Origin of the sequence: Rhabdaerophilum sp. SD176 (genome assembly GCF_030143245.1) — a bacterium.
In the GTDB taxonomy this organism is placed as follows: Bacteria; Pseudomonadota; Alphaproteobacteria; order Rhizobiales; family Beijerinckiaceae; genus Rhabdaerophilum.
In genome coordinates this window covers 98,160-122,812 of the sequence record NZ_JARJNS010000006.1, presented here as the reverse complement: position 1 = coordinate 122,812, position 24,653 = coordinate 98,160, and the positions used below count along the sequence as shown (strand labels likewise).

General features: G+C 65.3%; 21 protein-coding genes. 8 read left to right on the top strand and 13 right to left on the bottom strand.

The features are described from left to right. Positions 1–2 precede the first annotated feature (2 nt). The 9 genes from P0652_RS15060 to P0652_RS15020 form a co-directional block, all read right to left on the bottom strand. The gene (locus tag P0652_RS15060; protein ID WP_284179676.1) at positions 3–746 is read right to left on the bottom strand and encodes an aspartate/glutamate racemase family protein; all 744 of its coding nucleotides are present in this window, start codon (positions 744–746) and stop codon (positions 3–5) included. After that, positions 743–2,128 (bottom strand): amidase, encoded by a 1,386-nt coding sequence (locus tag P0652_RS15055; protein ID WP_284179675.1) that lies wholly within the window; start codon positions 2,126–2,128, stop codon positions 743–745. Before P0652_RS15055 ends, P0652_RS15060 begins: the two co-directional genes overlap by 4 nt. Continuing rightward, on the bottom strand, positions 2,125–3,090 hold the full coding sequence (locus tag P0652_RS15050; RefSeq protein WP_284179674.1) for a polysaccharide deacetylase family protein: 966 nt from the start codon (positions 3,088–3,090) through the stop codon (positions 2,125–2,127). Before P0652_RS15050 ends, P0652_RS15055 begins: the two co-directional genes overlap by 4 nt. A gap of 3 nt (positions 3,091–3,093) precedes the next feature. Next, positions 3,094–3,894, bottom strand: coding sequence for an ABC transporter permease (locus P0652_RS15045; protein ID WP_284179673.1), 801 nt, complete (start codon positions 3,892–3,894; stop codon positions 3,094–3,096). Then, complete coding sequence (locus P0652_RS15040; RefSeq protein ID WP_284179672.1) at positions 3,891–4,727, bottom strand: ABC transporter permease; 837 nt, start codon at positions 4,725–4,727, stop codon at positions 3,891–3,893. The genes P0652_RS15045 and P0652_RS15040 overlap by 4 nt, the downstream gene beginning before the upstream one ends. Further along, positions 4,724–5,800, bottom strand: coding sequence for an ABC transporter ATP-binding protein (locus P0652_RS15035; RefSeq protein ID WP_284179671.1), 1,077 nt, complete (start codon positions 5,798–5,800; stop codon positions 4,724–4,726). The genes P0652_RS15040 and P0652_RS15035 overlap by 4 nt, the downstream gene beginning before the upstream one ends. A gap of 46 nt (positions 5,801–5,846) precedes the next feature. Then, a complete protein-coding gene (locus P0652_RS15030) occupies positions 5,847–6,914 on the bottom strand; it encodes an ABC transporter substrate-binding protein (protein WP_284179670.1) in 1,068 nt (355 codons plus the stop codon). 200 nt (positions 6,915–7,114) lie between these two features. Continuing rightward, positions 7,115–8,488: a hypothetical protein gene (locus P0652_RS15025; protein WP_284179669.1), complete on the bottom strand. Its 1,374-nt coding sequence runs from the start codon at positions 8,486–8,488 to the stop codon at positions 7,115–7,117. Between the two features lie 188 nt (positions 8,489–8,676). Next, positions 8,677–9,975, bottom strand: coding sequence for a glycoside hydrolase family 5 protein (locus P0652_RS15020; protein WP_284179668.1), 1,299 nt, complete (start codon positions 9,973–9,975; stop codon positions 8,677–8,679). Positions 9,976–10,069: 94 nt separating this feature from the next. On the opposite strand from P0652_RS15020, the gene P0652_RS15015 reads away from it, so the two are divergent. Next, entirely contained in the window at positions 10,070–11,374 is a 1,305-nt protein-coding gene (locus P0652_RS15015; protein WP_284179667.1) for a GntT/GntP/DsdX family permease, read from the top strand. Between the two features lie 86 nt (positions 11,375–11,460). Continuing rightward, positions 11,461–12,141, top strand: a complete 681-nt coding sequence (locus tag P0652_RS15010) for a Crp/Fnr family transcriptional regulator (RefSeq protein ID WP_284179666.1) — start codon at positions 11,461–11,463, stop codon at positions 12,139–12,141. Between the two features lie 8 nt (positions 12,142–12,149). Here P0652_RS15010 and P0652_RS15005 read toward each other — a convergent pair whose 3' ends face one another. From P0652_RS15005 to P0652_RS14995, 3 genes are read right to left on the bottom strand one after another with little or no spacing between them, the layout of a single operon-like run. Continuing rightward, entirely contained in the window at positions 12,150–14,234 is a 2,085-nt protein-coding gene (locus tag P0652_RS15005) for a S8/S53 family peptidase (RefSeq protein ID WP_284179665.1), read from the bottom strand. A gap of 31 nt (positions 14,235–14,265) precedes the next feature. Then, a complete protein-coding gene (locus P0652_RS15000; protein ID WP_284179664.1) occupies positions 14,266–15,501 on the bottom strand; it encodes a phosphatase PAP2 family protein in 1,236 nt (411 codons plus the stop codon). Between the two features lie 29 nt (positions 15,502–15,530). Then, positions 15,531–17,327 (bottom strand): adenylate/guanylate cyclase domain-containing protein, encoded by a 1,797-nt coding sequence (locus tag P0652_RS14995; protein ID WP_284179663.1) that lies wholly within the window; start codon positions 17,325–17,327, stop codon positions 15,531–15,533. A gap of 386 nt (positions 17,328–17,713) precedes the next feature. On the opposite strand from P0652_RS14995, the gene P0652_RS14990 reads away from it, so the two are divergent. After that, positions 17,714–18,901: a TMEM43 family protein gene (locus P0652_RS14990; protein WP_284179662.1), complete on the top strand. Its 1,188-nt coding sequence runs from the start codon at positions 17,714–17,716 to the stop codon at positions 18,899–18,901. Positions 18,902–18,910: 9 nt separating this feature from the next. Here the strand turns inward: P0652_RS14990 and P0652_RS14985 are convergent, their stop codons facing one another. Beyond that, on the bottom strand, positions 18,911–19,855 hold the full coding sequence (locus P0652_RS14985) for a dihydrodipicolinate synthase family protein (protein WP_284179661.1): 945 nt from the start codon (positions 19,853–19,855) through the stop codon (positions 18,911–18,913). Between the two features lie 147 nt (positions 19,856–20,002). Here P0652_RS14985 and P0652_RS14980 point away from each other — a divergent pair, with 147 nt between their 5' ends. The 5 genes from P0652_RS14980 to P0652_RS14960 are packed head-to-tail and all read left to right on the top strand — an operon-like array spanning position 20,003 to position 24,652. Then, positions 20,003–20,893, top strand: coding sequence for an amidohydrolase family protein (locus tag P0652_RS14980; RefSeq protein WP_284179660.1), 891 nt, complete (start codon positions 20,003–20,005; stop codon positions 20,891–20,893). Continuing rightward, a complete protein-coding gene (locus P0652_RS14975) occupies positions 20,886–21,779 on the top strand; it encodes an NAD(P)-dependent oxidoreductase (protein WP_284179659.1) in 894 nt (297 codons plus the stop codon). The genes P0652_RS14980 and P0652_RS14975 overlap by 8 nt, the downstream gene beginning before the upstream one ends. A 48-nt stretch (positions 21,780–21,827) precedes the next feature. Continuing rightward, a complete protein-coding gene (locus tag P0652_RS14970) occupies positions 21,828–22,820 on the top strand; it encodes a TRAP transporter substrate-binding protein (RefSeq protein ID WP_284179658.1) in 993 nt (330 codons plus the stop codon). 55 nt (positions 22,821–22,875) lie between these two features. Then, entirely contained in the window at positions 22,876–23,358 is a 483-nt protein-coding gene (locus P0652_RS14965; protein WP_284179657.1) for a TRAP transporter small permease, read from the top strand. A 10-nt stretch (positions 23,359–23,368) separates the two neighbouring features. Beyond that, positions 23,369–24,652 (top strand): TRAP transporter large permease, encoded by a 1,284-nt coding sequence (locus P0652_RS14960; protein ID WP_284179656.1) that lies wholly within the window; start codon positions 23,369–23,371, stop codon positions 24,650–24,652. Position 24,653: the final 1 nt, after the last annotated feature.

Below are 24,653 nucleotides of genomic sequence, written 5' to 3'. Positions count from 1 at the left end.
CGTCAGTCATTATGCTCGAAGCGCGCCGCAAGGGCCGGGCTCAGGCCGCTGGTTGGCTTGGCACCCGGCCTGCGGAAACCGCCTGCGCTTGCCTTGTGCGGTGCCAGGGCCACGAGCGTCTCGGCCTGCCGGACCGCCGCCTGCACCTGATCGACGAGCGGCACGGGAATGAGCGTCGCGACCTCGCGCGCCAGCCCGGCCAGCGGCGCTCCGGCGAGGATGATCACATCCGCGCCCTTCGCCACGGCCTCGCCGGCCAGTGCGACCAATGCCTCCTGCTTCTCGGCGGCGACATCGGTGATCGAGGTGAAGGCCTCCCGGAGGCAGAACACGCCCGCACAGCGTGGCACAAGCCCATGGCTCTCGACGCATTCCTCGTACCACGGACCCATCTGGGCCGCGAAGCTGACAATACCGAACCTTTTGCCGAGCATGCAGGCGGTGAGCATCGCCGCTTCCGACATGCCGATGACAGGCGCATCGAACAATTCCCGGGCCCCGAACAGGCCGGGATCGCCGAAAGCGGCGATGATCGCCGCATCGAAAGTGCCTTGCCGTTCGGCCAGCATCTCGAGGGCGATCGCGCCGGCAACCTGTGCTTCCGCCCGGCTGGAAATATAGGGGAAGCCGCACGGCGCCGTCGCCGTCTCGAGCTGCGTGCCGGGCGAAAGCACCGGCCGGGCCGCTCCGGCCAGCCGTTCGGTCACGGCTTCCGTCATGTTGGGGTTGAGCAGCAGGATCTTCATGGTAGCCCCGCCCAGAGCCCCGCTTCAGCGAGGATGCGTTCGGCTTCGGCGGCAAAGGTGAGGACGCGGTAATCCTCGCCCACGGCACCGGCAATCTGCAGGCCGACCGGCAAGCCATCGCGGCCGCGTCCGCAGGGGATCGAGAGGGCCGGGTTCTGGCCATGGTTGAAGAGGGGCGTGAAAGCCGCATGGCCACGCGGGTCGACCGGCTTGCCGCCGATTTCCGGCGGGCCGAGCTGGGCATGTGGCCACGCAACGCAAGGGGTGGTGGGGGAGAGCAGGAGGTCATGCTCGACGAAGAAGGCGCCCAGCGCTCGGCGGATCTGCTGGCTCGCCTCCAGCCCGAGCGCGACATCCGTGCCCTTCGCGGCAAAGCCCTGCTCGATCTGGACCGCGACATCCGGATCCGTCAGCTCCGGATCCCGGCGATAGGCCTCGCCATGCAAGGCCGCGAGCCCGGCAAACTGGATCGCGGCGAGGCTCGACCGAAGCGCGGGCGCCGGCCATGCCGGAGCAGCGCCGGCGATACGCAATCCCGCCTGTCGTAGCGCTGCGATGGCGCGGTCACAGACTTCCGCCACATCGGAATCGACCGGCGCGTCGAGGCCGAGGGTCGGATGCCATGCCAGGCGGAAGCCCTTCATGTCCTCATTCCGCAGAGGCATGATCATCCGGCTTTCCGGATCCCGCAGGTCCGGACCCGCCATCGCGGCGAAGAGCAGCGCCGCATCGGCCACATCAAGCGTGATCGGCGCGATGCAGGTGATCCACCAGAACGGCTCGGCAAAACCGAACGGGTGCGGGATGGCACCGTAGCTCGGCTTGAACCCGACCAGCCCGCAATGAGCCGGCGGGCGGCGGCTCGATCCGCCGCCATCCGTGCCAATCGACATCGGCACCGCGCCGGCCGCGACGATGGCGACATTGCCCCCCGAGGAGCCACCCGGCGTCAGGTCCGGATCCATCGGGTGATGCGTCACCCCGTGGAGCGGCGAGCGCGTATTGCCCTTGCAGGCGAATTCCGGGCAATGCCCGATCGCCACGACCACCGCACCGGCTTTCCGGGCGCGCTCGACACAGAGGGCATCACGTGGGGCGATATGATCGCGGAAGGCCATCGAGCCTTGGGTGATCCGCCAGCCGCCGACCCAGATATTGTCCTTGACCACGATCGGCACGCCAGCCAGCGGCAGGCTCTCGCCGGCTGCCAGACGAGCCGGGATCGCCGCTGCCTCGGCCTCTGCCCGCGCGCCGTCGATCACGGTCAGTGCGTTGAGTTGGCCCTGGCTGGCGATACAGGCCGCCGCCGCCTCCCGCGCCAGCTGGACGGGGTCGAGCCTGCCCCCCTGCACGGCGGCGGCTATGTCGCGCCCACGGTTCATGGAGTGACCTCGAAGGCGGAGAGGGAAGGGCGCGGCGCCCAGGCGGGCAGGCCGAGCCCGGCCCGCCACGCCATGGCGATCTCGTCGCGCCGGGCGAACCAGACGCCCGGCTTGCCGGCCATATGCGCCAGCAGGCGCTCCAGCCCACCGATCCGGGCCGGGCGTCCGATGATCCGGAGATGAAGCCCGATCGAGAGCATGCGCGGCGCGTCGGCACCCTCGCGATACAGGCGGTCGAACGCGGCGATGCAGTAGGCGGCGAAATCATCGCCCTGCACGAAGGCCCCGCCGGGCTGGAACCGCATGTCATTCGTGTCGAACGCATAGGGCAGGATCACGAGATCGCGCCCGCGCTCATGGGCCATGAAGGGGCAATCATCGTTATAGGCGTTGGAATCATACAGGAATCCGCCATGCTCGATCAGCAGGCGGCGGGTATTCGGCGAGGTGGCCGAGCGCGTGTGCCAGCCCCGGGGCGGGCTGCCCGCACTGGCGGAAATGGCGGTCACGGTCCGCGCAATCGCACGGCGTTCCGTCGCCTCGTCCATATGGACATGCCGCTCCCAGCGCCAGCCATGGGCGGAAATCTCGTGCCCGTCAGCCACGGCCTCGGCGGCGATCCAGGGCGAATGGGCCAAAGCCCGGCCGCAGGCATTGAGTGTCGCCCGGACCTGATGGGCCTTCAGCGCCGCCCGGATCCGCGACCAGCCGCGCCTTGTGCCATATTCGTAATGGCTCTCCATGCAGAGATCCCGCACGCCTTCTGTCCGTTCATGCGCCTCGTAGATCGCCTCGTTGGCCTCGTCCCCGGCAGAAATTGCCAGTTCTGCGCCTTCCTCGACATTGACGACCACCGAAACCGCCAGCCGGGCCCCGCCGGGCCAGCGGATATCGGGTTCGCCGTGCCGGTAGCCTTCGAAATCGCGGTCGGTCGGCTCAAGCCAGGGGAGGGAAGGCGTCATTGATCAGAAATCCGCCAGCCGCTTCAGCCCGACCAGCCGGTCGCCGACGATCATGGCCAGAACAGCCAGCAGGATAAGCAGGGTCGAGACGGCGGCAATCATCGGATCGGGGCGTTCCTCCACCAGCTGCAGCATCTGGATCGGCAGGGTTTTTGTCCAGGCATCTGTAAAGAAGATCGAGATCGGGTAATTGTCCATAGAGGCGAGGAAGGCGAACATCCCCGAGGTGAGGAATGCCGGCGCCAGCGCAGGCACCAGCACCTTCCGGATGGCTTGCAGATACGAGCAGCCGAGCGTGCGCGCCGCCTCGATCAGCGTGAAATCGAACAGGCTGAGCGCTGCGAGGACCGTTCGCACCACATAGGGCATGGTGATGATCACATGCGCCACCAGCAGGCTGGTCCAGGTATCGCGCAGGCCGAAGGCGCGGAAGCCCTGAAGCATCGCGATGCCAACCACGAGGCCCGGCAGCATCAGCGGCGAGATCAGGAAGGTTGTGATCGCCTCTCGCCCCGGGAATGTGCCGCGGACCAGCGCGATCGCGCAAAGCGTGCCGAGGATCAGCGCCAGGAGGGTCGAGAGGGCGGCAATCTGCACCGAGGTCCAGAGCGACGCGGCGAGGCCGCGTGTCGTCGGCAGGCGCTCGTACCAGCGCAGCGACCAGCCCGGCGGCGGCAGCGAGAATACGGTGGAATCGCCGAAGGAGACCGCCACCGTGATCACAAGCGGCGCCATGAGGAAGATCACCGCCAGGCTGGCAATCGTCCAGATCAGGGCTGTGGCAAGCTTCTCTATCGCGGTCATGCTGCTTTCCCGATCCGCCGCGAGAGGATCGTCGAGCCGACGACGATCGAAACCGCGAGCACCAGCAGCACGACGGCGGTAGCCGAGCCGAGCGCCTCGTTGCGCATCAGCAGGAAGGACCGGCCGGTCAGGGTGGCGAGGGTCTGGAACCGGTCACCCATCAACAGGCTGGGAATGACGAACATCGAGACCGAGAGCGAGAACACGAAGGCCATGCCGCTGATCAGCCCCGGCATGGTCAGCGGCAGGATGATCTTGCGGAAGCGGTAGATCGGGCTTGCGCCGAGGGTCGCCCCGGCTTCGGAGAGGCGCGGATCGATCAGCTTCACCACCGAATAGATCGGCAGGATCATGAAGGGCAGGAAGACATTCGCGGCGCCGATCACGAGGCCGGGCTCGGTGAAGAGCAGCCGTTGCGGCTCATCCCAGATGCCGGTGGCGACAAGCAGCTTGGCAATGGCCCCGTCGCGCCGGAGCACGATCTGCCAGGCAAAGGCCTTCACCACCACGCCCACGGACAGGGGAAGGATGATGGCTGTCAGCAGCATGACCTGCGCCAGTCCGCGTGCCCGGGCAAGCGCGAGCGCGACCGGATAGCCGATGACAAGTGAGACCAGCGTCACCAACAGGGCGATCCGCAGGGTGTTGCCGATAACGCGCCAGTTATACTCGTCAGCGAAGAAGCCCGCGAAGAGCGACAGGGTCGGCCCGTTCGGGCCGATCACGCTGCGTCCGAGCAGGTAGATCAACGGCATCGCATAGAAAAAGGCGAGATAGAACAGGGCCGGCGCGGCGAGCCACAGCATCCGGTCGCGGGGGAGCCAGCGCATCATGCTGCGGCCAGCGGATAGGCGATCGTATCCTCGACCGCGAAGGAAATCGTGACCGGCGATCCCGCCGTCAGCCCGGCAGGCAACGCGCCGGAGGTCTCGATCATCACGGGGCGCTGGTCCGCGCTGGCGAAATGCGCCTGGATGCGCGCGCCCTGGAAGACGATATCGGTCAGAACGGGTGCGGCGACATTCGCCCCGTCTTCCGCGCCGAACCGGATCCGCTCCGGCCTGACACCGAGCAGCACCGGGCTCCCGACCTCGAACCGCCCACGACCACGGATCGTGCCGAGCGGCGTCTCGACCGTGACGAAGCCGTCCGGATCATAGCCTGTCACTGTGCCGGCAATCCGCGTCGAGAGCCCGACAAATTCGAGGGCGAATGGCGTTGCCGGCCGGGCATAGATCGCCTCCGGCGTATCGAGCTGCTCGATCCGCCCGCGATTCATCACTGCGATCCGGTCTGACATGATCAGCGCCTCGTCCTGGTCATGGGTGACGAAAATCGCCGTGGTGCCAAGTTCGCGCAGCAGCCGGCGCAGGTCGATCTGCATTGTCTCGCGCAGCTTGCGGTCGAGCGCCGAGAACGGCTCGTCGAGCAGAAGCAGTTTGGGCTTCGTCGCAAGGGCCCGGGCGACCGCCACGCGTTGCTGCTGGCCGCCCGACAGGGCCCGGACCGAGCGACCGGCAAGAGCCTCCATATGGATCAGCGTCAGGAAGCGCTCGACCGTCGCCGTGATCTCCGCGGCCGGCGCACCCTTGGCCCGGAGCCCGAAGGCGATGTTCTCCGCCACGGTGAGATGCGGGAAGAGGGCGTAGTTCTGGAAAACCACGCCCACATCGCGCCGATGCGGCGGAAGGCGGGAAATCTCCTGCCCGTCAAGCGTGACGATTCCGCCATCGGCTGCCGTCAAGCCTGCGATGATCCGCAGCAGGGTGGTCTTGCCGCAGCCCGAAGGGCCGAGCAGCGAGATGAACTCGCCGCGCGAGACCGCCAGGTCGACTCCGTCAAGGACAGGCCCAGATCCGAAATCCTTGCTCGCCTTCCGGATATCAAGAAACGGGGCGGGGTTCATGGTCAGGCCTGTTCGGATCGAGAGAGGGAGGGGCGCAAGGCCAGCCTCAGCTGGCCATTTCGCGGTCCCAGCGCTTCACCCACTCGTTGCGGTTCTCGGCCACGAAGGCCCAGTCGATCGTGTGGATCTTCGCATCGGTCGGCATGCCCGGCGGAACCGGTGCATCGACATTGGTGGGCAGGGCGAAAGTCGGCGGGGCAATCTTGGACTGGACCTCGGCTCCCAGCAATTCGTTGATATAGGCGAGGGCCAGTTCCATGTTCGGCCCGCCCTTGACGACGGCGATGCCCGAGGGAACCGGGAAAATGCCTTCTTTCGGCGCGGCCATGGAAACCGGCGCGCCGTCGAGCCGGCGCTGCATCCCGAAGGAAGACAGCGCGCCCAGGATCATGTGCGCTTCGCCCTGCTCCAGCAGCGAGAAGGCCTGTGGCATCTGGCTGTAGACGGTCAGCAGGTTCGGCTTGAGCTTCTTGATTTCGCGGAAGGCGGCGTCGATGTCCTTGTAGGCTTCCGTCATGGGCTTGCCGGTGGCGAGATGCGCGAACATGAAGAGGTTCGGCAGGCCTTCCGTATTCTGAAGCGACGGCACGATGATCCGGCCCTTGAATTTCGGATCGAGCGCTTCGGCCCACGAGGTCGGCGGCGTCTTCAGCACATTGGTGTTGTAGGCAATGCCCTGCCAGGGCTGGAGATAGTTCGCCCACATCCCGTTCATATGCACGGTGCCGGGCTTGAGCTTCGCCATGTTCGGCACCTTGGCCGGCGTGATCGGCTCGAGCAGGCCTTCCTTGACGGCAAGAATCATGACCGGGTCGTCCATCTGCACGATGGAGAGATAGGGCTTGTCCTTGTTCTTCTGCATTTTCTCGAGGTTTACGAGCGACTTCGTGCCTTCGAAGGTGATCCTCGCATTGTACTTCTTTTCGAAGGCCGGCATCACATGGGCTTCGACCCAGGGCTTGTGGCTTGCGGCGCCGCCGATGACGATCTCGCGCGCCTGCGCCCGCAGGATGCCGGGCATGGCGATCCCGGCCCCGAGGGCCGCGCCGGTATGGAGCAAGGTCCGGCGGGTCAGGCGTGTTCCGGCGCTGTCGGTTGTCACAATCTTGGTCATACCCTGGCTCTCCTGTTGCTGGTCCGGTTCGCAGGCGCGATCCGGTTTCTGCCTCAGGACAAGCAAGGGGCATGCCGGCCAGTTCTGTATGCGGTTCAGGTCCGGCTGTAAAAAAACGCTTAAAAAATAGGCAAACTGACTTTGTTCAGCAACAATGCCTCAGACCAGATCTTTCGCTGGCCGCTCTGTAAATCGGCCTGTCAGCCCTCGGCAGGGCCTGGCATATCCCTGCTCAGGCGCAGGCCCGCCATCTCGGCGCCGGAAAGCAGAACGAGGAGCAGGGGAAGCCATGCGACACGACCCTGATAGCGGTGGTTCGGGTTCGAGAACGCCCCGCAGACAACAGCGTTTCCGGCAAGGGCGAGGAACACGAACAGAGCGGCCATTGCCGGCCAGCGACTGCCGGAGAGCCACCGGCTGATCGCGAAGAACAGCATCGCGAAAAGTGATGTCCAGTAGAGGATCGTATCTCTCGCGGCATAGCTGTGAAAGTCGATCATCACCTGTTGCCTTGCGCCGAGGAATTCCTCGATGGAACCGGGATAGAGACGGCGGATGGGCTTCTCCAGATGCCAGTGCATGGGCCGGATGCCATCGCCGGTCTCGACCATGCGGAACTGCACGACGGCCGCCTTGCCGAGACGGCTGAAGGTCTCGCCCGGGTAGCGGTTCAGGATTTCCCGGACGATGACCTTGGCTTCCTGCTTGTGCGGCTCGCTCTGCCAGCCACCAAGCTCGTGGAACGGACCGAACGTGTTCCAGAGATAGGCATTCGCAGTGGTCGGGAGCCGCTTCCGATACGGGCAGAGGAGCGAGGCCTTGTCATTGCCCGGGCAGACATCATCGAGATAGCGCTGCACGAGGCCGGTCTCGACAAAAAGGGCGAGCCGCAGATTGGCGGGGTCGCGGAAAAGGAAGATGCGCCCGGTCGCGGTGTAATTCGCAGTGACCGCAATGACGATGGCGATGATGATTGTGGCGGCGAGGTCTCCGAGCCGGAGAGGGGCCGAAATCCGCCGCAGGCTGAGGATCATCCGCGCCGCAGCGCCGGCTATGAAAAGCCCGCAAACGACGGCGAGATGGCTGAGATGGAAGGATGTCCCGATCGCTGTCAGCCCGATCAGCAGCCATCTCTGGCCGCGTGGCAGGCGCTCGCCGCAGAGCAGCGCGACAGCAGCCAGCAGCACCGCGCCGGTCACCGCATCCGCCATGATCTGGCTGACATACCAGGCCCAGCCGGTGACGGCGGCCAGCAGGCCGGCGCCGAGCAGGAACAGCCAGGACGGCAGCCTTGGCACGAAGCTGCGGGCCGAGAGCCAAACCATGGTGGCGACCATCAGCGCCTGCAGGACGAGGGGCGTCCAGAGGCTGCCGGAGATCCGGGCAAACCACTGGAACCAGCCATACGGCGCGGTCCGGAACACGGGCAGGCTGCCGGTGAACGGCATCTCGAGATAGTCGACGCTGTCATAATAGAAGAGCGGGGCGCCGTTCCAGAAGGCGGGCCAGAGCAGCAAGGCTGTCAGTGCTGCCAGCGAGAAAGCGGTCGTCGCGTTGGCCTTCAGGGCGCTCATCGTGTTCTTGTTCCGGGCGCGTTCCCGTTTGGAGGACCTGGGTCGCGCAGGCGGAACCGGCCGACGGGCGGACTAACAGCGTGCCGCCCTTGAGAAAGTCAAGCATTGTCGCGGCCAAAGCGGTTCCGGAGCGTCACTTTGGGGCCAGAACCACGTAGAAATGCGTGGTCTTTACAGGGCGCCTCGCGTCAGTCGCCCCTGCCGGCCAGACGTTCGGCGGCACAGGCGGGTTCGAGTTCGGGAGACAGCCCGAGCGAGCGCAGATAGCAGGGGCGGATCTCGATATTCCGGAACAGCATCGCCTCGAGATAGGCATCGAGGATGCGGCGTGCCTCGTCCCGCGTCAGGCCGGCACGGGCAAGGTCCGGCACCGGCATCGAGCCGAGCGCTGCCATTTTCGACCAGCCCCCGGGTTGGCGGATGCTGGCAATGGTCGAGCGGGAATCGAGGTTCTTGTAGGTCCAGTAGGACCAGCCGAACCCATGCCGTTCGTTGAGCAGGCGATACGCCTCGTTCCAGCGGTTGTTGAATTCCCCCGCCTCGCCGAGAAAGACCGGTGCGTTGTTCTTCAGCGAGAAATGGATGTAATCCTCGATCGCATCCCGCCGCGTCGATGACCAGAACTGGTGATAGACATAGACGAGGTTTGGCGCGAAGGGAGGCTCGAAAATCTTGAGGTTCTGATCCCATTGCGAACCGGCCAGGATGATCACGCGGTCAGGGTCGATCTTGCGGATCGCCGCCACGGCCTGCTTGTAGAAAGGCTCGAGTAGCCAGTTCAGCCGGTCCTCGTCATGATAGGTCGAGATCGGTTCGTTCAGCAACTCGAAGCCGAGGATCGTCGGATCGCCCTTGTAGCGCCGGGCGAATTCCTCCCACCAGGCAATGGTCCGCCGGCTTTCGCGCGGGACATAGAACATCAGCGGAAAGCCTGTTCCGTCATCATGGTTGATGCCGGTCTGGCCGCCGGGGGCGGCATGGGCATCGAGGATGACCTTGAGACCGTATTTGCGGCACCAGCCGATGAACCGGTCGAGCAAATCCCAGCCCGGCCCGTCGAAGACCAGCGGTTCGTTGCCACGCACGGTCTGCGCTTCCGGCATGAAGAGCCGGTAATGCAACGGCACACGCAGGGTGTTGAACCCGGCCTTGGCAAGGAAGGCGACGTCCTCTTCCGTGATGTAGTTTTCGCGGAACCGCGTCCAGAACCGGGCAGCTTCTTCCTCGCCGATCGCCAGTGCAAACAGGCGCGCGATCTCTGTCGGCGAGCGCGCCTTCTTGAACTTGAACATATAGCCTTCCGGCACCAGCCAGTTGCCGAGCCCGATACCGCGGATCAGGAAGATCTCGCCGGAGGGGCGGACGAGGTGTCGGCCCCGCACCTCGATCCGGTCATTGTCCGGCGCGGGCTGGCTCCTGGCGGGGAGGGCCAGCAGGCTTGCGAGTCCGGCAAGCAGGAGGGCGGCAATACGCTTGGGCAAGGACACGCGAAACTCCGGTTGGGAGGAACTCGGCAAGGGCTTCCGATCCGGCAGCCGGCAATGCTAAGGACACCGGCCCGCCAAAGGATTAGACTCGCCCGTGGATGACGCCAAGTTCCTTCTTCTGTTCGCACTCGTCGGTTTCACGGCCTTCCTGAGCTACCACTATCGTGTGGTGCCCTTCGTGGCGCTGGTCCTTTCGACCTGCCTCTTCTGCCTGTTGCTACGGGTTGACCTGACCTGGGTTGCGCGCAGTTTCCACAATGGTTTCGGCCAGTCGCTGGCTGCCGGCGGCCTGACGATCCTTGCCGGCATTCTTGTCGCGTGGATTGGCGCCGCGACCGGCGCTGTTGCGCGGCTTCGCGCCTATCTGCCCGAGCGTTGGCGGCCCCGTCTGCTCTGGCTGGTCGCGCTGCCGGCCGGCATCGGCGGCACACCGCTCGCGTCCCTTGCTGTCCTGCAGCCGTTGATTGTTCTGGTCCAGACGGGCCGTTCCCGTGCTGCTTTGGGGGCTGCCGCCATTGTCAACGCGCTGCAGGGGGCCATGCTGCCTGCGCCGTTGCCGATCGCTGCCATAGCGGTCCTGCAGGCGGATTGGCGCCTCGTCCTTGTCTTTGGCGCACCCGTGGCACTTGCGCAGGCCCTGTTCGGGCTCTGGCTGACGCGTGGCGCACCGGAAATCCCGCTAGAAGCCATGCCGGTTACGCCGGCCGGGCCGCGCCGGACCGTGTTCGGTCTTGCGCTTGCTATCCTCTGCCTTCTGGCCATGATCATTCTCAACGCGCTCGGCCAGATCCCCAGTGAGCCGCTGGCCAGCGGCAATACGCGCGAACAGATGATCCGCCTCGGCCTGCCGCTCATGCTGCTGGTCGTCGGTCTCGGTTTTGCCCTGCTGCCGGCCGGCCCTGCCGCCATCCGTGAGGCGCTTGTCGGGGAAGGCACGGTTGCCCGCGCCATCACGGCCTCGGCAGGCCTGCTGCTGGCCGTTGGTGCCGCGGGCGGGCTCCAGCTCGTCCTGCATCAGGATGGCTTCGCCAGCCTCGCGGTGGAGGCGGTCGCGGAAGGCCCGGCACGGCTCGGGCTGGCTCTGCCTTTCCTCGTCGCCCTTGTCAGCCGCATCCTGCAGGGCTCGGCCCTGACAGCGGCGATCACCGCAGCAGGCGTGATGATTCCGCTGCTGGCGCCGCTGGGGCTGGATGATCCTGCCGGGCGGGCGCTTGTTGTGCTGGCGGTGACGACCGGCGCTATCGGGGCGCCGCATATCCAGGACGGCTATTTCTGGTTGGCCTCCGATCAGGCCGGCCTCCGTGCCGATCAGGGCCTGCGCTGGGTGACGCTGACCGCGCTCCTGCAGGCCGGGCTCGGATTGGTGCTCCTTGTGGTCATGCAGCAGGTGCTCGCCTAGTCTTCCTCCGGCCAGTGGTCACCCGCGCGGGACTTTGCTAGTCCTCTTATGGCAGGCTTGGTCTGCGGGCCGCGGGGGCGGAAACCATGTCGGAACTGTCGGAAATCGTTCTTTTCCAAGGGCTGGACGCTGCGGCGATTGCGGTGCTGGAACAGGCCGTGGTCGTGCGCCGCTATGCGGCCGGAAAGGCGATCATCAGCACCGACGAACCCAACACCGATATCTTCTTCGTGCTGTCGGGGCGCGTGCAGGCCAAGCGCTTCGCGCCGGATGGCCATGAAGTCGTGTATCTCGACATCGCGGAAGGATCCTATTTCGGGGAATTCGCGGCGGTCGACGGCCAGCTTCGCTCGGCGGATGTGATTGCCATCGGCGAGGCGCGGATCGCCCGGATGCGGGGCGAGCAGTTCAACGAATTCATCCTGCGCTATCCGCGCATCGGCCTGAACCTGTCGCGCGAACTGGTCCGCAAGCTGCGCGATCTCTCGGCGCGCGTGTTCGAGTTCACGGTCTACCCCGTCCCGATCCGGATCCGGAAGGCAATTCTTCGCCTTGCCGAGCAGGCCCGCCGGCCGGGCAGTGCCTGCACCATCAAACCTGCGCCGACCCATTACGAAATTGCGGCGCTGACCGCGACGCATCGCGAGGCCGTAACGCGGGAACTCGCTTTCCTGGCCACCCAAGGAATTCTGCGGACAGGGCGCCAGACGATCGAAATCCTCGATCTGCCCCGGCTTCGGGCCCTTGCCGATCCGGATTCAGGCTGAGCCAGCCTCTACGGCGCGAGCCGGCCATTTCCGCGCCTCGCATCCGGCACAGGGACGGGCGGGTCGACCAGCATCTGCGCAAAGACGGTCTTGGGCTTGCCGCGCCGGAACCGGTGGATCAAACGGGCAATTTCCCGCGTCGCCATGGCCGCGGCCATACTCGTACCGAACAAGCGGATCGAACCCGCTGCCCGCATGCCCGAGGAAAGGCGCCCCGGGAGCAAGGCGGAATCATCGGAGGCGGCAAGGCCATCGACCCCGTTCTGCCATTCGGGCCGACCGCCGCCGGAATAAAGCGAGACCTCGATCGGGAAGATCTTGCGCGCGGCGCAGGCGCCAATCACCAGCGTGCGGGGCCCTGTGGCGAGTGCATTCAGGCTGCCCGGCCGCTGGACGGGGCTCGTCTCTCTTGAGCCATCGCCGGGTTGGCCGGGCGGATCGAACGGGCGGAAATCGGCATGCCGGAACCGCGATTGGCGTGAGGGTCTCGCCGTGGCGACGGGCAGGTCATCCCGCTGCACCCAGGCTTCGATGGCTTCGTTCCGCAGCAGCCCCGTGGCCTCGATCCGGATTTCCCACGCGCCGCTGGCCGAGCGGTTGACCGCATCCGGCTGGGTCGGCCCGACCACAAGCTGGAACATCCCGCGCGGGCGGGAAGCCTGCGGCGCGCAATAGAGCCCCATGGCCACAGGCACGCCGGAACGGCCCTGCAGATCGGCGATTGTGCCCTTCCGGTTGCCCAGCCGCATTGAGGCGCCGGAGGGCGAGGTCAGAGTGATATGCGCTTTGCCCCGGAAGCCCCGCGGCAACCAGATCTGGACCGAATTGGCGCTGCCGTCATCCGGGGGAATTTCCCAGATGACGCGGGCTTTTGCCGGATCGCTCAGGGCATGCCGATCCCATTGGGCGAAGGTCTGGGATTGGTAGCCATTGCCCGCCGGCAGCACGATGACCAGCGGCGAACGCGGATGTGCGCGGCTCCACAGGGTCTGCATCTCGAGCAGCGCCTTCTCCAGCGGCCCCTCGCCATCATGCGGGCCGGCATTGAACCCGTAGCTCAGATTCACAACCACCGGGGGCACGGCAATCGCTTCCGGTTGAGGCCGGGGCTGCCCCTCGTCCAGCACGAAAAGCGGCGCAGGCGCTGGATGGGCAATGTGTTCCGCTTCGGCGAGGATAAAGCGCAGCGCATCGAAGGCATGCGCCGAAAGGGCCGCGCCCGAACTGTCATCGACCGTGGTTTTCGGCAGGTGCACGGCGACAACCGGCTCCGATCCGTCCACTGGGCCCGAGGGGTCGAGCGCGAGGCCGGAGACATGGGCGCCGTGGCTGGCGGAAAGCTGGGTCCAGTAGCTGTCCCGGTCATGGCTCCGGAAAAGGCCGGTCGCGGCATAGAACCGATCCTCGTCCCCATCCACGCTGGCGAGATGCCGGACAATGCCTTCGCCGGAAATCTTTGCGCCGTATTCGAACCCTTCCGGCGAGGCGAGGCCCTGATCGGGATGAGCGGCAGCCGGCCGGCCATCCTGGATCCAGAGCGCCCGAAGCCGGGTGCCCCAACCTCCCTGCCCAGCCGAGCGGCGCGAGAAAACCGGACCGGCCACCGGAAACCCGTGATCAATGATGCCGGTCAGCACCCGGACATCCCGCGGCTTTGCCATGGGCGCTGCAAGCGCCGCGCTGCGGAGGCGGAGTGGCGCGGGCGGCGCGTCGATCGACTGGCAGAGCGTGATCTCGTCGAACAGGCTCTGGACCGAGGATGAAGCCAGCAGCCACTCGAAGAAGAGCGGCAATGCGCGGGCAGTGAGGTAACGCGCCTTGCTCCAGGTGCCGCTGGCCGTCGCGGGGATATCCAGCGTCTGGTGCCATTGGCCTGTCGTGACACCGCGGCCCTGATGCACGAAAAGCCGGTTGGGGTCCGGCGCATGCCGGAAGCTGCGGAGCGCTGCAATGTCCACGCCTTCGGCCAGCCGGACCAGCAGGAGGGTCCGGCCGGTCGGGCTGCGAACGACCTCGGGGCGGATCCAGTCTGCCAGCGGGTCCATGGCCAGCGGGAGCGATTGATAGGCGCTGGTGCCGGTTCGCCACGTCATGGGCGCCTCCCTTGTGCTGCGACGCCGGTCGTCAGGCCCATTCCGCGAGCGCCTGCTGCCAGAGCCAGCCGAGCACGCCCGAGGAGCCGAGCGTCAGCCGGGCCTGGACGCTGAGGCCCGCAACAACGGCCGGGGCACCCGCCTCGGCAGCATCGGCGGGCGGGCCATCTCCGATATCCATCTGCCGGATCAGGGCGGCGTGATCGAAGAAGCCGTCGGGCTCGTCCCCGCAGAAAGTCGAGGCATCGAAATGCCACGAATGGCAGGACGCCTCGGATCCCTGGCAGCGCGCGGCGAGATATCGGGCCAGGGCAACCCCGAGCATGGCACCTGCTGCATTGTCGACGGGGAAGTGAACGCCGGCCACGGTCCGGTTATAGGCGATCCGGTCCGCCAGCTTGAACAGCCGCTCCCGCCAGGGCCGTCCTGCCTCGCGGGCGCCGGCCTTTTCCAGAAGCTCGACCAGCAAGGCCACCATGGCGAAGGCTTCCGTCGCATGCCCGCTCGGCAGCGTGCCGTGCATCGGGGTCGGGATGACCGGGTTGATCTGGGGTGAAAGCTGGTTCGGGCGCGGCAGCGAGAAAGCGTGTTTGAAGGCCATCTCGACAAAGACAGACAGGCGAAAGACTGTCGACAACAATTCGAGCGTCCAGCGCGTCCGCTCCTCTGAAAGCGGGACAAACATGCCGAGATAAGGCAACGGCGCCGGGATCTGGCCGAGGATCTCGTGGATCCGGTCTCCGCGGAGGAGGGCCGCATTGGCCACCAGCGCCAGTTGCCGGTCACCCAGCTGGGCGATGCTTGGCGGAACCATTGTCACGATGGGGTCGTACTGGGCCGAGAGATGCGGGCCGCCAGGCTCGCTGGTCCAGCTTTGCTGCGAGGAATGGACAATGAAGCCGCGCGGATTGGCCGGATCAGCCGAAAAGGCGAGCTGCGAGAACAGTTCGGCATCGAGGATGCGGGCGCGCACATCACTTGACCAGCGGGCGAGGCTGTCCTGCTCGGTGGCGGGAACCGGCCCGGGCAAGGATGACGGCGGCGCGTAGAGTCCGGCCAGCGCCTCATGGATCGTCAGGGCGCTGCCCGGAGCCGCGTTCCAGCTGCCGGAAAGTCCGTTCAGGCCATTGAGCCCGTTGAGGCCGTTCAAACCGTTGAGGCCGTTCAGGCCATTCAGGCCATTCAGCCCGTTAAGGCCGTTGAGACCATTGAGGCCGTTGAGCCCGTTAAGGCCATTCAGCCCATTCAATCCGTTGGCAAACGACATGCTGAGCTCCTGCCCCTGGTTTTCCGGGATTAGTTTTCCGCGATTCCCGCGCCGCGCAATCCTGCCGCCATCCGGTTGCCGACATCGAAATCGGCTGCTGGGGATTTGGCCAGCCACCGTGCGACCGTGAGGTTGGGTTCAATATCCTGCAGCGCCTGCGCGGTTTTCCGCGCCTCGTCCTTCCGGCCGAGGTGCCAGAGGGTAGCGGCCCTGACCCGGCTGCCGGAAGGGTAGAGCCGGTTGGCGCGGATCGCCTCGTCGGCATGGGCGAGTGCAAGCTCGTAATTGCCGGCCGAGAAGGCAGAGGAGGCTGCAATGGCCTCGAAATAGTAGCGATGCGGATCAAACGGCGAGAGCATCATGGCCCGCCGCGCAATCGGATAGGCCTCCGCCCCGCGATCGGTGAATTGCAGCAAGGCCGCTTTGTGAAGGAGGGCATAGGTCTCGTTCGGATTGAGGTCGCTCGCGCGGTCCAGCAGGGTTTCCGCATCGACGAAGCGCCGGGCGAAATTCGTCTCGATCAACCCGGCCACCGCCAGCGCAAGCGGGTTGTCCGGGTCGAGATCCATGGCCCGCCGCGCCAAAGCACTCGCTTCGTTCCCCTCGCGGGCAGGGTCATCGGAGAGGCCCTTCTGCACCTTGATCGTGTACCAGCAGGCGAGCCAAGCGCAGGGAAGCGTCTCGCGCGGATGGCGTTCCATCAAGGTGGAGAGGATCTCGGCCGCATACGCAAAATCCTGCCGGCCGGCGCGGTGCATCATGCTCACGGCCCCGAGCAGCAACGAATGGCTTTCGAGGCTGGGCAGGGTCTGCCGCCGCACGCGCTGGACCTCGTTCCGGAGCACGGCCTGCAGTAACCCGGCGATGAATCCGTCGAATCCATGGAACTCCGCCGTGATCAGCGCCTCCGCCGGCATGGAGAAGCGCTGCTCCAGCCGCACAAGGCCCGTCTTCCTTTCGGTGAGTTCGAGCGTCGCCCTGACCCTGTCCTGAAGCGCGGAATACGTGCCCGAAACGATATAGTCGGCCTGCAACGCCTCTGCCGCGAGCCCGGGCGAAAGGCCGCGTTGCCGGGCCACAGAGGCCGAGAGCCGCGAGATGACATTCAGATAGGGCGAACCCGAGAGGGCAGAGATGAGTTCATCGGCAATGATGTCGCCGAGCGCATCCCGCGCCGGTCCACCCTGGATCGGCACAAGCGGGACTACGGCAATCGTGGGGACGAGTTGCGCATCATTGCGGGCCGGCATCAACGGCAGCCGCCGCTTGCCGACGGGACGAAGTGCATAGGCCCGGATAGGCGCCTCCAGGTGCTTGAGAAAACAGGTTCCGAGATCCTCGATCTCGGCGTCGACGCCGTCGACAAGGTCCGCGCGGAGATCTTCGGGGACAATAATGGCGCTGGGCATGCCGAGGCCGGACAGGCGCGCCGCGAGATTGACGGCCTGGCCGTAGATGTCCTGCCGGTCTGTCAGGAATTCGCCGCGTGCCATCCCGACGCGGATAGCAATCGGCAGCGGGCCCGCGAGATCGGTATTGGCGCGCTCGACCATCGCCATGGCCTCGAAAAGTGATGCGATAGCCGCTCGCGGTTCGGAAAACTGGCCGATGATCCCGTCTCCGGTCGACCGGATCACCCGACCGTCACCACGGGCGAAGAGATCCTCGATGGCCTGTCGCTGTTCGATCCAGCGCGTGATGAAGAGCCCGCCATCCCTGGCGGTCAGCCGGACGGATTCCATCACGTCGATGAAGACGATCACGCCGCTCGACCACGCGAGTTCCCCCGTCGCGAACCGATGAAGCGTCGAACCCTCATCCGCCATCGACACCCCCTGCCAATCGGATCGGGGGGTGAAGCTAGGCAGTTTCGGTGGCGATGTCACGCGAGGCCGGCGTGAGGGAGAGCCAGCCTTCGCAGAGGAAGGCTGGCGCTCGATCAGGCAGGGGGGCGTGCTTTCGGTCATCGGCTCTCGGAAACACAAGGAAGGCGGATTGCATCCTTGCATCTTCGCAGCCCTGATCTGTGGCAAAACCCACAGGCTCTCTCGAATATGCCGATCAGGGCCCCAGTCGTATTCCCGAGTGCATGAGCCGGACATCAACAGCGGAATGCCGGCAGGTTCTGGACAAAACGCCGCAGATATCGCCGGATTCCCGGCAAGAATGGCCGATCGGGTGAGTCGGCGGGGTCACAGGGCGCGGGGGTTCCATGTCAGACAATGATCCATTCCGGGGCGAGGACACCGTTTCCAGCCCCTCCGGCGAGGATGTCCATGCCGCGCCGCAGGGCTTTCTCGAAAGGCTGTCCAACAGTTTCGGCGCCATCCTGATGGGGCTGCTACTGGTCCCGCTGGCCTGCTGGGGCCTGTTCTGGAACGAGGGACGGGCGGTGAAGACCGCGCGGGCGCTGGAAGAGGGGCAGGGGCTTGTGCAATCCATCGGCACCCAGCGCCGAGACCCGGCTTTTGACGGCAAGCTGGTCCATGTCACCGGAGAGGTCCGGTCGGCCGGTGGCGTGCAAGATGACCTTTTTGGCATCCGTTCGCGGGGGTTGAAGCTCTCCCGCAAGGTCGAGATGCTCCAATGGGTGGAGAAGGAATCGGGCTCGGGGCAGGACCGCAAGTTCACCTATTCGCAGGAATGGAGCGACCGCCCTGTCGATTCGAGCCGGTTCCGCGTTCCGCAAGGACATCAGAACCCGCCAATGCGATGGTCGTCCGAATCTTTCTTTGCACGCGACGCGAAGATCGAAGCCTATCCTATTGGTAATGCGATACAACGATTGTCCGGAGCGAGCGATTTTCGTCTTGATCCGACGGTGGTCGAGACTGCACGCCGGCGAACAGGGTCAGCCCTCGTGATGCGGGACGGGATGCTCTTTCTCGCAAACAACCAGAACGGCACGCAGGTTGGCAGCCTGCGCGTGAGCTATCAGCTCCTGCCCGAGGGTACGGCCAGTTTCGTCGGCCGGCAGACGGCGGATGGCATCGAACCCTACAGGGCCCGGAACGGCCGCGACTTCCTGCTGGCAGCCAAGGGCACCCGCACCACAGACGAGATGTTCGAGACCGCCCAGCAGGACAATGTCACCCTGACCTGGATCCTTCGGGCCGTCGGCCTTCTGGTGATGTTCATCGGCTTCTCGTCGCTCTTCGCCCCGGTGACGTTGCTCTCGAGCTATGTTCCGCTGCTCGGGAGCCTTGTCAGTGGCGCAGTTGGGCTTGTTGCAGCTGCAGCGACCGCCATTCTTGGGCCCGCGGTCATCGCCGTGGCCTGGTTCGCATACCGGCCGCTCGTCTCGATCATCGTGCTGGCCATCGGCTTCGGCCTTGCCTTCGGGTTCCGGATGCTCCGGCAACGTCGTCAGGCCGTGGCAGCGCAGGGCGCCCCGGCCTGAAGCCAGGGCTCAGCGCGCCCAGCGCAATGCCATCACGTCGAGTTCGCGGGCGAGTTCCAGTAACTGCGCCTCGGCTTCGGCCGAGGGGCGCCGCAGCGGATGGCGCACTTCATCGCAGGCGATGATTCCGCCTGCCTTCATCAGGATCTTGGCCGTGATGAGCCCGCATTGCCGGTTCTCATGGTTGATCAGCGGCAGCCAGCGTGCATAGGCCGCCCGGGTGGCGGCCCTGTCACCGCGTGCCCAGGGATCCATGATCTGGCGGATGCCATCGGGATAGCCGCCGCCGGTCATCGCGCCGGTGCAGCCCGCATCGAGATCGGCCATGAGCGTAATCGCCTCCTCGCCATCCCACGGGCCTTCGATCGCCGTGCCGCCAAGGGCCAGCAGGTCCCGCAGCTTGGTGGCGGCGCCGGCTGTCTCGATCTTGAAATAGGCGACCTGCTCGATTTCCCTGGCCAGTTTGGCCAGCAGGGCGGGGGGCAGGGGCGTGCCCGCTACGGGCGCGTCCTGGATCATGATCGGGATCGAGATCGCATCGGAGATAACCTTGAAGAACTCGGCGATCTGCGCGTCTCCAACGCGGAACGTCGCGCCATGATAGGGCGGCATGACCATGACCATGGCGGCGCCCATCTCCTCGGCGGCTTTTGATCGTTCGGCGCAGATGCGTGATGAGAAATGCGTCGTGGTGACAATGACCGGCACGCGGCCGGCCACATGCTCGAGGCAAAGCCGGGTCAGCACCTCGCGCTCGGCATCGGAGAGCACGAACTGCTCCGAGAAATTCGCGAGGATGCAGAGGCCGTGCGAGCCGGCATCGATCATGAAATCGAGGCACCGTTTCTGGCCCTCGAGATCGAGGCCGCCGGCCTTGTCGAAGATTGTGGGAACAACCGGAAACACGCCCTTGTAGGGGCGCTGGAACTTGTGCGGAGCCTTGGCCTGGGCCATTGCGCTGAACCTTCCTGAAAAACTGTATGCAGCATACTTGCGACAGGGAAACCATTAGCTATAGTGGCACCGCCGTCAATCCGGGAGGCAGCGATTTCACACCAGCCAGGGGCAGGAACGGTCAACCCGAGCGGCGCTGGACGCGCCGTGGTCGATGCACATCACCATGTCTGGGACCCCGGCCGGAACTACCATCCCTGGCTCAGCGACGAACCCCCGATCCGCTTCCGCTATGGCGACTATTCCGCCATCCGCCGGCCTTATCTGCCGGAGGAGTATCGCCGGGACGCCGCGCCCTATCGCCTGCTCGCCAGTGTCTATGTCGAAGCCGAATGGGACCCGCGCGATCCTGTCGGCGAGATGGACTACATTGCCGGCTTGCGCGCTGAAACCGGCTTGCCCAGCGTGGCCGTGGCGCAGGCCTGGCTCGACCGGGCCGATTGCGCAGCGGTACTTGAGAGCCATGCCGGGCGCGGATTTGTCCGTTCGGTTCGCCACAAGCCGCGCGCCAACGCTTCGCCGGTTGAAGCAGCACCCGGCGGCATGGCCGATCCGCTTTGGCGCGAGGGGTTCGCCCGGCTGGCACCGCTCGGGCTGCGCTTCGACCTCCAGACACCCTGGTGGCATCTGGGCGAGGCAGCTCGGCTGGCGGCAGATTTCCCGGACACGACCATCATCCTGAATCATACCGGACTGCCGGCGGATCGCTCGCCCGAGGGGCTTGCCGGCTGGCAAGGCGCGATGCAGGGCCTCGCAGCCTGCCCGAATGTCATGGTCAAGATTTCCGGGATCGGCATTCCGGGCCAGGCCTGGACGGCCGCGGCCAATCGCGGCGTCGTGCTGCGGACGATCGAGGCTTTCGGCGTCGAACGCTGTATGTTTGCCTCGAATTTCCCGGTCGATTCAATCTGTGCCAGCTTCCCTGCAATTTTCAGCGGGTTCGAGGCCATCGTGGCGGGCTTCCCGCCGGAGGAACAAGAGGCGTTGTTCGTCGAAAACGCCCGACGCATCTATGCGATAGGAGAGGGATATGCCTGAAACGGGAACGGCGAAGCCACGGCTTGGCTATATCGGGATCGGCCTGATGGGCCTGCCGATGGTCAGGCATCTGCTGCCGAAGGGCTATGCCATCACCACCTATGATATCGCGCCGGCCCGCTGCGAATCCGCGCGGGAGGCCGGAGCCGGCATCGCGGCCACGCCCGCCGGCGTGGTGGATGGCGCGGACCTCGTCATCCTCAACCTGCCGACCCTGGATGCTGTGGAACAAGTGATGTTCGGCAGCGGCGGCGTTGCTGCGGCGATGAAGCCGGGCCAGATCCTCGTCGATTTCTCCACCATCCCCGTCGAGGCCTGCCGCCGTCTTGGCGCGCGCCTTCTGGCGGAGCGGGGCTGCGGCTGGGTCGATACGCCTGTTTCGGGTGGCCCGCCGGCTTCCGGCACAGGCACGCTGACCGTCATGGCCGGCGGCCGCGAGGAGGATCTTGCCCGGATCGCGCCGCTCATGGCCGATGTGGCCGGCCGCTACACGATCATGGGCGGCCCCGGTGCGGGGATGGTGGCCAAGATGATCAACCAGATGATCGTCGGCTGCACCCATGCCGTGCTGGCCGAGGCGCTGATGGTGGCCGAAGCGGCGGGGATCGACGCGAAGCGCATCCCGGAATGCCTGGCCGGTGGCCATGCCGACAGCAACCTGCTCCAGCGCAACTATCCGCGCATGGCCAACCGGGAATTCGCGCCGCAGGGCTATGCCCGGCAGATGCTGAAAGACCTCGAGATGGTCAATGTCTTCACGGCCGGGCTGAAAACCGCCACGCCGATGACGGCGGATGCGCTGAATCTCTACCGCATGGCCGTCCATTTCGGCCATGCGGAACTCGATACGACCGCCTTGGTCAAGGTTTACGACCGCGAGGGCTGAAGCCCCGCTGCAATAAAGGCCCCAAGGGCTCACAAGGGAGGAAGAACGATGCTGAACTGGAAATGGTTGCTGGCGCCGGGTCTCGCGATCCTGCCGCTCATGACGGCGCCGGCCGATGCGCAGATCAAACTTCGCTACGCGCATGTCGGCGTCGCGAATGCCCCGCAGACGCTCTATGCCGACGAGGTCGCAAAACTCGTGAAAGAACGCACGCAAGGCCGTGTCGAGATTCAGGTTTTCGCCAATTCGCAACTCGGCGGCGTGGCAGAGATGGTCGATGGTGTGAAGTCCGGCGCGATTGCGATCGGCCATCATGATTTCGCCTCTCTCGGCCGCATCCTACCCAATACCGCAGTTTTCAACACACCCTTCGTCTACCGTGATGCCGAGCATTCGCTCCGCGCCACCGATGCGCGGATCTCGCCCGCGCTTCAGGCGATCAACAAGGAACTCGTCGAGAAGGGAGGGATGCGCATTGTCGGCTCCTTCTTTCAGGGAACGCGTCACCTCACCTCCAAGGAAAAGGTGCTTTCGCCCGCTGACATGAAGGGCAAGAAATATCGCGGCGTGCCTGTGAAACTGTGGTCCTCGATGCTGACCGGGATGGGCGCCATCGCGACGCCGGTGGAAGTCTCGGAACTGGCGACTGCGCTGGCGACGGGGCTCGTCGTCGGGCAGGAAAACCCGCTGCCGAACATCTTCACCCTGAAACTGTTCGAAGTGCAGAAATTCGTCATGCTGACCGGCCATATGCAGTCGGTCCTGTCGGTTTTCGTCAACGAGCGCATCTGGCAGGGTATCCCGACCGCCGATCGCAAGATCATCGAGGATACGATGGCCGAGGTTGGCCAGAAGACGTTGGCCTGGGACAAGGAAAGTTTCGATCGTTACCGCAAGGAACTCGAAGGCAAGGGCATGACCTTCGTCACGGAGAAGGACGGGCTGGATCTTGCCGCCTTCCGCAAGGCCGTGCTCGACCAGGTCGCGAAGGATTTCCCGGACTGGACCAGCTATATTTCCCAGATCCAGGCCGTGAAGTGACACATCGTTCCGGCGGGCCTCCGGGCCCGCCGCCTACAGCCAGCCGGAAACATTCATGCGACAGCTCGTCCTTGTCCTCCGTGTCGTATCCTGCCTGCTTCTGGCTGGCCTGATCCTGGCGCCCTTCACCCAGATCATCATGCGCGGGGTCTTTGATGTACCGCTGGCCGGCGCCGAGGAAATCGCCCGCTACATGCTGATCTGCTTGACCTTCCTTGCCGCGGCCCTTGTGTCGCTGGAAGGCGGGCAGATCCGGATGGAAGAATTCCAGGGCATGCTGCCGGAACGGCCGCGCTGGCTCCTGCAAATGGCCATCGAAATTGCCGGGATCGTGTTCTTCTCGGTGCTTTCGGTAGCCGCCTTCCTGACGATCAGCCGCAATTTCAGCAGCACGACCGCGACGCTGGAAATGCCCTTCGTCTTCTTCATGGGACCGCTTGCCATCGGCGCAGCCTTTCTCGCGTTCGCCTGCGCCAGCCTTTTCTGGACCACCTTCTCGCGCGGCAAGCCCGACGAGAAGCAGACCACCCTGACCTGAGGTCCCGATCATGGCCGGCTTTCTCGTTATTCTCGCCTTTGTCGGCCTATTCGCGCTCGGGTTTCCGGTCGTGCTGGCCATCGGCATTCCGTGCCTGATCTATCTCGCCGCGAACGGCCTGCCGATCGACCTGCTGGCCCAGCGCACGCTCTATGCGATGGATTCCTTCCCGCTGGTCGCGGTGCCGGTCTTCCTCTTCGTCGGCAGCCTGATGAACTCGGCCGGTATCTCGAAATACATCTACAAATTCGCCGACACGCTTGTGAGCCGGCTTCCCGGCGGCCTCGCGCAAGTGAACATCTTTGGCTCGCTGGTCTTTGCTGGCATGTCTGGCTCCGCTTTGGCCGATATCGGCGGGATCGGCCGCATCGAAATCGATGCGATGAAGGAAAAGGGCTATAACCGGGCCTTCGCGGCGGCGGTTACCTCGTCTTCCGCCATTGTCGGCCCGATCTTCCCGCCCAGTATCCCGCTGATCATCTACGGCACCGTCACGGGCGTTTCGGTGCTGCAATTGCTGCTTGGCGGGATCCTGCCAGGCCTGCTCTGTGTGGCGGGCCTGATGCTCATGACGGCATGGCTCGCCCGGAAGCGGAACTACCCGCGCGCCGACCGCTGGCCCACGATCCGGGAAATCCTGCGCGATTTCTGGCCCGCCCTGCCGGCGATCCTGGCGCCGGTCCTGCTGATCGTCGGCATGCTCGCGGGCTTCTTCACGCCGACCGAGATCGCCTCCGTGACTGTGGTCTATACCATTGCAATCAGCGCGCTCTTCTATCGCGAATTGACCTGGCATGGCCTGTACTCCGCGGCCTTGGAGACGATCCGATCCTCGGCCGCCATCCTGCTCATTGTCGCGGTCGCCGCGCTCTTTGGCTGGATCCTGTCGGTCGAGCGCGTGCCGCAGATCCTTGCGGGCTGGATGCTGTCGATCTCGTCCGATCCGCTGGTTCTGCTGCTGCTCGTCAACATCCTGTTGTTGATCGTCGGCATGTTCCTCGACTCAACCACCGCGATCCTCGTCATCGCGCCGATCATCGCCAAGCCGCTGATGCTGGCCGGTGTTGACCCCGTTCATCTCGGGATGGTCGTTGTATTCAACCTGATGGTGGGCCTGCTGACGCCGCCCATGGGGCTGGCGCTCTACCTTGTCGCCGATATCGCGCAGGTCAGGATGCGCGATGTCCTCCGCGAAATGATGCCGTTCTATATCCCGCTGGGCTTGACGCTGCTCGTGATCACCTATGTGCCGTGGATCACCACCTTCATCCCGCGCCTCGCCTTCGGAAACTGAA